Source organism: Streptomyces spectabilis (genome assembly GCF_008704795.1).
Taxonomy (GTDB): domain Bacteria; phylum Actinomycetota; class Actinomycetes; order Streptomycetales; family Streptomycetaceae; genus Streptomyces; species Streptomyces spectabilis.
Window position 1 is genome coordinate 8,055,350 of sequence record NZ_CP023690.1, and the last position, 11,234, is coordinate 8,066,583.

Consider the following 11,234-nt stretch of genomic DNA (forward strand, 5'->3'; position numbering starts at 1 on the left):
CGGAGCGGCGCGTCCTTCCATTTCCCCCATGGAAGGACGCGCCGCTCCGGGCCGGTGTGCCGCCCGGCCGCCGTTCAGTCCCCGGGCCGCAGCGCGATCGCCGTCAGGACCAGGCCGTCGTGCGCCAGCCAGCGGCCCGTGAGCTCCTGGGGGAAGCCGAGGCCGCGCACGGGCGGCAGGATCCGCGCGGTGAACCCGCCCGACGCCGGATCCGCGGACCGGTGGAACGTCACGTCGGCCTCCTCGAACCCCAGCGGCCCGCGCCGCAGCGGATACCAGGTCTTGTAGACGCTCTCCTTGGCGCTGAACAGGACGCGGTCCCAGCGCACTTCGGGCCACCGCTCCAGATGCGCGCGCACGCGCCGCTGCTCCACGGGCAGGGCCACGGCCTCCAGAACCCCCTCCGGCAGCGGCTCGCCCGGCGTCGCGTCGATGCCGACCGAGCGGACGCGCGCGCTCAGGGCGACGGCGGCGGCACGGTAGCCCGCGCAGTGCGTGATGCTGCCGACGACGGCGGCGGGCCACCGCGGACTGCCCTTGACGTCGGGCAGGACGGCCGCGGCGGGCCGACCCAGATCCTCCAGGGCGCGGTGCGCGCAGTACCGGCCCGTGGTGAACTCGCGGCGCCGCGCCTCCACGGACCGGGCGATCAGGGCTTCCTCGTCGGGGTGCAGTACGACGCCCTCCGGGTCGTGCGTGCACTCGCGGCAGACGACGTCCTCGGGGAGGAGGCGCGCCAGCAGGGGCGGGGGCGCCTGACGCGTGCCGGTGCTCACGGCGTGCCCTCCTTCTCCCGGCCTTCCCGGTCCTGCTCGGTGAGTGCGGTGTCCGCCCGTTCGTCCCGGCCGCGTGCGGGCAGGTAGACGAGCAGTTCGGTGGCGACGAAGCGCACGACGAACGTCGTCAGGAGGGCGAGCGCGGTGGCGGGCAGGACCGCCATGTCCGCACCGTCGACGAGCAGCGCGATGAGCGGGATGCGCAGCAGCAGGTCGGCGTTGGCGAGCAGCGCGAACCGGCCGAGGCGGTCGGCCCAGTGCCGGTGGTCACGCCTGCCGCGGAAGAGCAGCAGATCGATCAGGACGAAGTTCCACAGCACGCCGAACTGGTTGGCCACGATCTCGGCGGGCAGGTAGTGCAGGCCCACGGCCGTGAGCGCGGCGAGGCCGAGCAGGTTGGGCAGGAAGCCGGACAGGCCGATGACGCCGAAGGCGACGATGCGGGCCGTGGGGGTCGCGGTGCGCAGGGCCACCAGGTGGTTCAGGAAGCGCAGGCCCTCGCGCACGGTCGACTTCGACTCGCCCGCGTACCGCTCCTGGAAGGAGAACGGCACCTCGGCGACCGTGCGCGGGCGGCAGCGGATGGCCAGCTCCAGCAGGATCTTGTAGCCCAGCGGCTTGAGGATGTCGGCCTTGGCGCGCACGGTGGCGCGGCGGATCGCGAAGAACCCGCTCATCGGGTCGCTGATGCCGCGCAGCGCCGAGGGGAAGAGGGACTTGGTCACCAGGGTCGAGGCGCGCGAGACCGCGACGCGGTAGCGGCCGGAGAGCCCGGCGTGGCTGCCGCCGCCCGCGTACCGGCTGGCGACGACCAGTTCGGCGCCGGTGCGGCGCCCCGTCTCGATCAGCTCGGGCAGCAGGGACGGCGGGTGCTGGAGGTCGGCGTCCATGACGACGAGCCACTCCGACGCGGCGGCCTTCATGCCTTCCACCACGGCCCCGCTCAGCCCGCCCGCCGGCACCTCGCGGTGGATGACGTGCACGGGGAACGGGCAGGTCAGGGCGGATCGCTCGATCGCGGCCGGGGTGGCGTCGGTGCTGTCGTCGACGAACAGGGCCTCGCAGTCCAGGTGCCCGGGCAGGGCGGCGGCGAGGCGGGCGAGCAACTCCTCGACGTTCTCCGCCTCGTTGAACGTCGGGATGATCACGGTGACGGTGGTGCGCACGCCGTCCGGGGCGCCCTGACCGAGCCCTTCGGGCCCCGCGGCTTCTTCGGCGGCCGAGCCGGATCCCGAGCCCGAGCCGGAGCTGGCGCCGGAACCGGAGTCCGGGCCGGAGTCGGCGGCGGAGCCGGGGCAGGGGCCGGGGCCGGGGCCGGACACGGTCATCGGGGCACGCTCCCGGCTCGGAGCGCGCTCGGTGTCTGCGTTATCGCCATCGTCGTCCTCTACGGGTCTGCGCGCGTGCGTCCCACGCGAGCGCGTCACATCGGCGTGCCCTGGCCGGCAGGCGTTTCCGGGAGGATCACGGGCGACCGCCCGGGGGCGTGGCACAGGCAGACACGTCGGGCCCGGGGGAGGGGGGCCGCCGACGCACGAGGGCGCCGCTGTCGTGCCGGTGATTCCTCCCGCCGGAGGCTAGCCGCGGCGGATACCGCCCTCCACCCCTATCCGTCCCCTAGGGCCCCGCCGAGGGGCCGTCCCGCATACCCGGTGCCGCGCCCGCCGATGTGGCCCAGCGCACAAAGAATGCTTTGTGGCGGCGGCCGGGACGTTCGACGGAGTTCGCCTGCGGCCGGGGCGAGTTGCCCCCTCGCGTTCGCGCTGTCAAAGCGAGCGGTGGCCGGAAACGTGGTCGTAACAATGTGACGCGGTCGGCGCTCCGGGGTGCGGGCGCTCCCCGCCGCGTGGCGGGGCTTCCGTCGGCAACTCCGTCGCGGTGTCGGCCGTGCCGGTGGCGTCCCGGAAACTTTCACAGGGAATTTTGCCGTCGGATTGCCGCTGGATTGTTTTTGGTTTCCGTTCCGGAGAGGTCCCGTTGGGGTGTCCGTCGCCGCGTTTGCCTAACGCATCCTTAACGCCTGCCAGGCAAGAGTGCTGTTGGGCGCCGAGTAATGGCCCGTCACATCGGCGTGGAGCGCGGCCCTTTGGGTAGCCGCAGCGACAGTGGATCCAGGGGATGGGCCCGGGAGCGGAGGCCCCCGGGGGGTAGTGCCGGGGGATGTCGGGCTTGCCGGGATCGCTCCCTCGTAGGGGCTGTGGTCAGGGATGTTTCCGGACAGGGTGGCGCGATGGGCGCCGGGGCGCGGCGTCATGGCCAGTTGAGCGTTCTCCTTTCTTACAATTGGAGTTCACCATTCCGCATAGTTCGGACCGGCCGCCCGGTCCTATATCACAGACCGGTCCTGAGTGGGGAGGGCTGAACGTTGCGAGTCATCGTGGATTTGGGGGGTGGGCACGCTTCTTTCGGGGCTACCTCGCCGTCAAGTTTCAGTCATAGTTGTGTTGTTGACTGAGTGCCCCAAGAGGTCCGGCGGAGATATTCAGAATTAGCCCTGGTATCCTGCTCCAGGCTCCTGTGGCACCTTGATGATGGCGATATGCGAATAAGGCGCCCAGTGCAGTTTGCGATAATTTCTTACGGGGAGGAAACCGCACTATGAGCCTGGTCGAGCGAGTCGATGAGTGGGCTCTCATGGAGGACGTTCTGGCGAACAGCGCGGAGCGCCCTTCCCGTGTTGTGTTGATAAGGGGCCCGGTGGCCACCGGCAAGAGCGAGTTGCTGAACAGCGTCGCCGACGAGGCCGAGGCGCGGGGCCTGACCGTGCTCAAGGCGACGGGTTTACGAGCCGAGCGCAGGACGCCCATGGCGGTCTTCGGTCAACTGCTCCTCCACGCCGACCAGATGGCGGAGCAGGACACCGGGACGACCGCGCGCGTGGCGCGCCTGCTCGACGACGCCAAGTTCACCGCCATGCTCCGCGACGCCGACAACGAGCGCGAGGAGCACGTACGCGCCCATGTGATGCGGTCCCTGACCCTGGCCCTGCGCGGCCTGGCCCGGGGCGGACCGCTGGCCGTCCTCGTCGACGACGTCCAGTACGCCGACATCCCCTCCCTCCAGTGCCTGCAGTACGCGATGCGCGAGCTGCGGGCCAAGCCCGTCGTCATCGTCCTCGGCCTGCGGACCGGGCCGCACGCCGAACGGCCCATGTTCAGCGCGGAACTCCTCCGGCACCCCCGCCTGACCCAGCTGCGGCTCACCACCCTCGGCGAGACCGGCACCGAAGAACTGCTGCGCGCACACCTCGACGAGGCCCAGGCCCACGCCCTCGCGCCCGACGTCCACCGGCTCAGCGGCGGCAACCCCCTGCTCGTCCGGGCCCTGATCCACGACCTGCTCGCCCACGGACCGCTCGACCACGACCACCGGGCCCCGGTGCAGGGCGCCGACAGCACCCTGCCCGCAGGGCGGACCGTGCCCGCGGGCGACGCCTACCGGCAGTCCGTGCTCAGCTGTCTGCACCGGGGCGCGGACGCCGTCCTCGCCGTCGCCCGGGGCCTCGCGGTCCTGGACGACGCCGCGTCCGACGCGACGCTCGCCGACCTCCTCGGCCTCGACCGCGAGACCGTCGCGCGCGCCCTGCGCACCCTCGCGGCGGCCGGACTCACCGACGGGGGCGCGTTCCGCCACCCCCTGGCGCGGACCGCCGTCCTGGACGACCTGTCGCGCGAGGACCGCGTCGGCCTGCACCGGCGCGCGGCGGCCCTGCTGCGCCGCCACGGCGCCGAACCCCCCGTCGTGGCCCGGCACATCGTCGCCACCGGCGAGGTCGAGGGCGCCGAGTCCCTCGACGTGCTGTGGGAGACGGCCACCCGCGCCCGGCGCGACGAGGACGTCTCACTCGCCATCGCCTGCCTCCACCTGGCCGACGAGAGCTGCCCGCGCGGGGAGCGGCGCAGCGAGATCCTCGCCGAACTGGCCCGCCTCGCCTGGCGGGTGCGGCCCTCGACCCTCGGCCCGCACCTGGGCGCCCTGCGCGCCGCCTTCGACGAGGGCTGGCTCGCCGAGCAGGCCGTGCCCGTGCTGATCTCGGGGCTGCTGTGGCAGGGCAGGTTCGACGAGGCCGCCGAGGTCGCCCGCAAGGGCCAGGTCGCCTACGAGGGGGCCTCCGCCGTCAGCGGATACCTGGCGTCGGGCTCGGTGCGCACCACCTACCCCACGCTGCGCGAGCGCATCGGCGCCGAGAACTGGCCCGCCCCGCACAGCACGTGGGACGTCCTGACGACGCCGGGCTGCGACCCGCGCGGCCGCGTCGGCGCCGCGCTGAACGCCGTCCTGTCCCGCGGTGTGGACCCGCACGCCGCCGACCTCGCCGAGACCGTCCTACAGGGCACCCGGCTGAGCGACGCCACCCTGGAGACGCTCACCGCCGCCCTGTCCGTACTGATCTACTGCGACCGGCTCGGCCGGGCCGCGCACTGGTGCGACGCGCTGCTGCGCGAGGCCACCAGGCTCGGCGGCCCCGGCTGGCAGGCGCCGCTGTCCGCGGTCAGGGCGACCATCGCCCTGCGCCAGGGCAACGCCCCGGACGCCGTGCGGTACGCGCTCACCGCCCTGTCGTGGATCTCGCCCCAGGGCTGGGGCGTCGGCATCGGCTCGATCCTCGCCACCCTGGTCTCCGCCCACACCGCGATGGGCCAGTACGAGCAGGCCATGTCGTATCTCGACCACCATCTCCCGGAGGGCCTCCCGGAGACCCGGTACGGCCTGGAGCTCAGCTATGCGCGCGGTCAGCTCTACGCCGCCATGGGGCGCGTGCGTCCGGCCCTCGACGACTTCCTCACCTGCGGCGAGCTGATGACGCGCTGGGGCATCGACCAGCCGGCGCTCGTGCCGTGGCGGTCCGCGGCCGCGGAGATGCATCTGCGCACCGGCGGCGAGGCCGAGGCCGACCGGCTCGTCAGGGAGCAGCTGGCCAAGTGCGGCCCCGGCCAGTCCCGCACCCGCGCCCAGACGCTGCGCGTGCTCGCCGAGGTGTCGGGCCTGCGGCGGCACCACCACGCGCTGCACGAGGCGATCGAGGAACTGGAGAAGTGCGAGGACCGGCTCGAACTGGTCCGGGCCCTGGGGGCGTTGAGCCGTTCCCACCACGCCCTGGGCGACCTCGGCCAGGCGCGCATGATGGCCCGGCGGGCGTGGCGCATCGCGCGGGACGCGCGGGCGGAGGCGCTGTGCGAACAGCTGCTGCCGTACGGCGACGGCGAGGCGGGCGCGGCGGAGCGCCCGGCGCGGGACGGGGAGGTCTGCCCGGCGGAGGAGCTGACCGACGCGGAGCGGCGCGTGGCGTCCCTCGCGTCCTTCGGGCACAGCAACCGCGAGATAGCGCGGAAGCTGTTCATCACCGTCAGTACGGTCGAACAGCATCTGACCCGGGTCTACCGGAAGTTGAACGTCTCCCGCCGCAAGGACCTCCCGCACGATCTGCTGGCGGACACGGCGTGCTGACCCGGTCGGCGCCCCTGCGGGCGCGAGGACGCGGGGCTCCGTCAGCGGGCGGTCGGCAGGCTGCCGCAGCGCACCTGCCCGTCGCAGACCATGAACAGACGGTCCGTCATGCGCCGCGCCACCTCCGCGGACCCGGTGGAGAACACCACGGTCCCGGTCGACGCCGCGTAGCGCCCGAGGACCCGGTGGAGGACCTGCTCCGACACCTCGTCCACGTCGTCCAGGGGGCGGCACAGCAGGAGCAGCTTCGGCACGTGCAGCAGCGCGCAGCCGACAGCGGTGCGGGAGCGCTGGCCCGGCGTGAGCGCGGCGACGGGCGTGCGCTCGACGGACCGAAGACCCAGGGCGGCCGCTAAGTCCGTCGCGCGCTCCACGGCCGCCTCCGGGGGCAGACCCTGCCGCAGAGCCGTGCCCACAAGGGCATCGTGAACGGCCCCTTCGGGCAACGGCATGCCCGAACGGACCACCCCGACGAGGCGCCGCACGGCGTCGGGTTCGGTACGGGGATCCACCCCGTGCACGGCGACGGCACGGCCCGGACCCCCGTCGTCGTCGAGCAGCCCGTCCAGGAACCGGTCCGCCGAGTCGTCCGCGGAGACGACCGCGAGACACGCGTGGCGCTCGACCCGCAGGAGGCGGTCGTCGTGCCCGGACGCGTGCGGTGGCGCCGCCGCGCCGCCGTCCGTGCGCCGCACCTCCAGGGCCATCGCCTCCGGCCGGGTTCCGGCGGGCGCGGCGCCCGGACGGTGGTCGTGCACCGCGAACCTTCGGCTGTCCGGCCCTGGACGCATGAGGCCTCCTCTGGATAGTGATTGTTGAACAATTCCGTTGTGCGGGAACCGATCCGGGCGTGTGGTGCGGCCACCATAGATCATTTCAAGGCGGCTCCTGACTTTCGTACAGTCTTCAGGATCGAAGCCGCGCTACTAAAGTACTCATTGCATCCCGTGCAACATTTCGTGCCCCTTGAGAACCCTCGTTCGGTGCGCGTTACGGTGCTCTGCGTGTGAACGCAACAGCGGCCGCGCACGGGCCCCGCTGTGCGGGCCACCTACCTCTAGGAGCCGTAAGGGGACGTTGAGGGGTTTCTCCGTCCCCCGAAGGCACCGAGATAATCAAGGGCACCGTCAGACGTGCCGTGTATCGGAGGCGATTCGCGGGCCCGACCGGCCCCCGTGGGGCAGGGCACGGGCCGTGCTGATCGCGGACCTTCCTCCTGCTGCCGCAGCCCGGCTCCCCCGCGGCCGTCTGGAACGTACGCCGGGCCGGCCTCCACCACGGTCAGAGGAGTATCCGTTGGTTGCCCTCAACGGTAGTTCGCGTCTCGGAACACCAGATTCCCTAACGATGCTGGGCCCGGACTTTCCCTTCGCGTACGACGAATGGCTGGCGAGTCCGCACGGCCTCGGCGAAATTCCCGCGGCCGAGTCGGGGACGCCCGTCGCCGTGATCGGGGCGGGGATATCGGGCCTCGTCACCGCGTACGAGCTGATGCGGCTCGGGCTGCGCCCCGTCGTCCACGAGGCCGGCGCCGTCGGCGGGCGCATGCGCTCGGCCGCGTTCGACAGCCGCCCCGACGCCGTGGCCGAACTCGGCGCCATGCGCTTCCCCGCGTCGGCGACGGCACTGCGCCACTACATGGACCTGGTCGGCCTGCGCACCCGGCCCTTCCCCAACCCGCTCACCGAGGCCAGCGGCTCCACCGTCGTGGCCCTCGGCGACGACCGGCACTACGCCCGGCACGCGGGCGAACTCCCCGACGTCTACCAGGAAGTCGGCATGGCCTGGGACAAGGCCCTGCAGGAGCACGCCGAGCTGTTCGCCATGGACGACGCCATCCGCCGCCGCGACACCGCCGCCATCAAAGCCATCTGGAACCCGCTGGTACGCGCCCTGGACGACCAATCCTTCTACGGCTTCATCGCCCGGTCACCCGCATTCCAGTCCTTCAAGTACCGCGAGATATTCGGCCAGGTCGGCTTCGGCGCGGGCGGCTGGGACACCGACTTCCCCAATTCCATCCTGGAGATCCTGCGGGTCGTCTACACCGGCGCCGAGGACGACCACCGGCTCGTCGTCGGCGGCTCCCAGCAGCTGCCGCTGCGCCTGTGGTCCCACGCGCCCGACGAGCTCGCGCACTGGCCGGCCGGGACCTCCCTGGAGTCGCTGCACCGCGGCGGGCCCCGCGGCGGCGTCGCCCGCCTGGAGCGCGGCCCGCGCGGCATCACCGTCCACGAGCACGACGGCACCGCCCACACCTACCCCGTGGCCGTCTTCACCCCGCAGAAGCGCACCCTGGTCACCAACGTCCGGTGCGACCCGGCGCTGCTGCCCACGCCCGTGTGGACGGCCGTGGAGCGCAGCCACTACATGGGCTCGTCCAAGCTGTTCGTCCTCGTCGACCGCCCGTTCTGGCGCGAGCGCGACCCGCTCACCGGCCGCGAGGTCATGAGCACCACCCTCACCGACCGCATGCCCCGCGGCGTCTACCTCTTCGACGAGGGCCCCGAACGGCCCGGCGTCATGTGCCTGTCGTACACCTGGAACGACGACTCCTTGAAGATGGCCCCGCTGACCGCGCAGGAGCGCCTGGACGGCGTCCTCGACGCGCTCGCCCCCATCTACCCGGACGTCGACATCCGCTCCCGCGTCATCGCGCCGCCCCGCACGGTGACCTGGGAGACCGACCCCCACTTCCAGGGCGCCTTCAAGGCGAACCTGCCGGGCCACTACCGCTACCAGCGGCGCCTGTTCACCCACTTCATGCAGGACGGCCTCACCCGGGACCAGCGCGGCTTCTTCCTCGCCGGCGACGACGTCTCCTGGACCGCGGGCTTCGCCGAGGGCGCCGTGACGACCGGCCTCAACGCCTACTGGGGCGTGCTGCGCCACCTCGGCGGCGCCACCCAGCCGCTGAACCCGGGCCCCGGCGACCTGTTCGCCTCGCTCGCGCCGATCGACCTGCCCGACGACTGACAGCACGGCGAAGGGCCCCGGAGCGTCTGCTCCGGGGCCCTTCGCCGTGCTCACGGACTCACGCCTGCGCGCGCCGCAGGAAGCCGCGTACGCCGATCGACGCGAACAGCGCGATCGACCCGACGAGCACGATCAGCGTGATCGGCAGCGGCACGTGCTCCACGCTCGGCGACGTCACGGCCCGCATGCCCTCACTGGCGTACGACAGCGGATTGGCGCCGCAGATCACCTGGAACCAGCGCACCTCGTCGAGCGCGACGAGCGGGAACTGCGTCGAGCCCGTGAACAGCAGCGGCATCAGGACGAGCGTGAACATCACGTCCACCTTGTCGCTGTTCACGGACGTCCCCAGGCACAGGCCGATCGACGCCCCCGCGAGCGCGCCGAGCGCGGCGATCCCGAGAGCGGGCACGGTCCGGCTGAGCGGCCACGACAGATCGAGGAGCACCATGCCGACCGGCGTCATCAGCAGCGACGCCACGAATCCGTACAGCGCCCCGAAGAGGATCTTCTCCACGGCCACCAGGCGCAGCGAGATGGGCGAAAGGAGCCGGTCCTCGATCTCGCGCGTGTACGAGAAGTCCACGACGAGCGGCAGTGCCGTGTTCTGCATGCCGCCGAGGAATCCGTTCAGGGCGAGCACGCCGGGCAGCAGGACGGAGCTGTAGTCGCCGTCCACATAGCCCGCGTCGCTCAGCAGCACGCCGAACACGAACAGCGTGAAGAACGGCTGGATGATGGCCTGGCCGATGAACGTGGGGAACTGGCGCAGGGCGACGAAGACATCGCGCCACATGATGGCGCCGAAGGTGTGCAGCTGCCGCGAGGCCGGCGCGGCCTCGGTCGTCGAAGCCGTCGCAGTCGTGGCGGTCATCGCAGATTCTTTCCGGTGAGGTGAAGGAAGACGTCTTCCAGGGAGACCTTTCCGATGCCGACGTCCGTGACCCGGTAGTCCCGCTCGGTGAGCGCGGCGAGGGCCGGCTGGAGCGCCTCGACCGGCTCGGTGTCCGTGTAGACGCGCAGCCGGCACGCGTCCGCGGGCGGCGTCTCCGGGTCGACCTCGTCAACCTGGCGCACCCCCGGCAGGTCGACGAGCAGCTTCACCACCGGCGCCGCGCCCTGCGGCGAGCGCACCGTCAGGGCGAGCGTCGAGTGCGCGGGCAGCAGCGTGCCCAGGCCCTCGGGGGTGTCGAGGGCCAGCAGGGTGCCCCGGTCCACGATGCCGACGCGGTCGCAGAGCTTGGCGGCCTCGTCCATGTCGTGGGTGGTGAGCACCACCGTCACCCCGCGCTCGGACAGCTCGGCGACCCGCTCGTGCACGAACAGCCGTGCCTGCGGGTCGAGTCCGGTCGCGGGCTCGTCGAGGAACAGCACGCTCGGCCGGTGGATCAGCGCCCGCGCGATCATCACGCGCTGCACCTGCCCGCCGGACATGTCGTCGACCTTCGACTTCCGGTAGTCGGCCAGGCCCATCTGCTCCAGGAGCTCGTCCGCCCTGCGCTGCCGCTCGGCACGCGGGATGCCGTGGTAGGTGGCGTGGAAGAGCAGGTTCTGCCGCACCGAGAGCGAGCGGTCGAGGTTGTTGCGCTGAGGCACCACCGCGAGCACCCGCTTGGCCTGTCTCGGCCGGGCGACGACGTCCACGCCGTCGATCACGACCTCGCCCGAGGTCGGCCGCACCCGGGTGGTCATCATGCCCACCGTCGTGCTCTTCCCCGCGCCGTTGGGGCCGAGCAGGCCGAACACCTCACCTCGGTGCACTTCGAAGCTCAGCCCGTCGACCACGCGGCGTGCGTCGGCCGCGTACTGTTTCACCAGATTCTCAACCCGGACAGCGTATTCCACGCCGCCGACCCTAGAGGCGGGCGGGAATCCCGAACACCCCTGTATCTGCCCGGCCCCGCAGCCCCCTAGGGGTTTGTTAGGGGTAGGGATCGCGGATGCGCGCTGTTACCGTGCAACGGTATTGTGGGCAAATTTATCCGAAGCGCGGTCAGGAATTCAGAGCACGATTTCCGGGACGCTCTCCCTGAA

Annotated in this window: 7 protein-coding genes; 2 read left to right on the top strand and 5 right to left on the bottom strand. The window is 72.1% G+C overall.

Annotation, left to right across the window (positions count from 1 at the left end; translation table 11 throughout):
* Positions 1–74: 74 nt before the first annotated feature.
* Together CP982_RS34890 and CP982_RS34895 are read right to left on the bottom strand one after the other, a co-directional pair.
* Positions 75–776, bottom strand: coding sequence for a 4'-phosphopantetheinyl transferase family protein (locus CP982_RS34890; protein ID WP_229879326.1), 702 nt, complete (start codon positions 774–776; stop codon positions 75–77).
* The gene (locus CP982_RS34895; protein WP_212669202.1) at positions 773–2,104 is read right to left on the bottom strand and encodes a glycosyltransferase; all 1,332 of its coding nucleotides are present in this window, start codon (positions 2,102–2,104) and stop codon (positions 773–775) included. The genes CP982_RS34890 and CP982_RS34895 overlap by 4 nt, the downstream gene beginning before the upstream one ends.
* Positions 2,105–3,374: 1,270 nt before the next feature.
* Here CP982_RS34895 and CP982_RS34900 point away from each other — a divergent pair.
* Positions 3,375–6,224 (top strand): helix-turn-helix transcriptional regulator, encoded by a 2,850-nt coding sequence (locus CP982_RS34900; protein WP_150514115.1) that lies wholly within the window; start codon positions 3,375–3,377, stop codon positions 6,222–6,224.
* 41 nt (positions 6,225–6,265) lie between these two features.
* Here the strand turns inward: CP982_RS34900 and CP982_RS34905 are convergent, their stop codons facing one another.
* Positions 6,266–7,015, bottom strand: coding sequence for a P-loop NTPase family protein (locus CP982_RS34905; protein WP_150514116.1), 750 nt, complete (start codon positions 7,013–7,015; stop codon positions 6,266–6,268).
* Positions 7,016–7,571: 556 nt separating this feature from the next.
* On the opposite strand from CP982_RS34905, the gene CP982_RS34910 reads away from it, so the two are divergent.
* Positions 7,572–9,200 (top strand): flavin monoamine oxidase family protein, encoded by a 1,629-nt coding sequence (locus tag CP982_RS34910; RefSeq protein WP_150514117.1) that lies wholly within the window; start codon positions 7,572–7,574, stop codon positions 9,198–9,200.
* Between the two features lie 58 nt (positions 9,201–9,258).
* Here CP982_RS34910 and CP982_RS34915 read toward each other — a convergent pair whose 3' ends face one another.
* Both CP982_RS34915 and CP982_RS34920 read right to left on the bottom strand, forming a co-directional pair.
* Positions 9,259–10,074, bottom strand: coding sequence for an ABC transporter permease (locus CP982_RS34915; protein ID WP_150514118.1), 816 nt, complete (start codon positions 10,072–10,074; stop codon positions 9,259–9,261).
* The gene (locus CP982_RS34920; RefSeq protein WP_150514119.1) at positions 10,071–11,015 is read right to left on the bottom strand and encodes an ABC transporter ATP-binding protein; all 945 of its coding nucleotides are present in this window, start codon (positions 11,013–11,015) and stop codon (positions 10,071–10,073) included. Before CP982_RS34920 ends, CP982_RS34915 begins: the two co-directional genes overlap by 4 nt.
* Positions 11,016–11,234 lie beyond the last annotated feature (219 nt).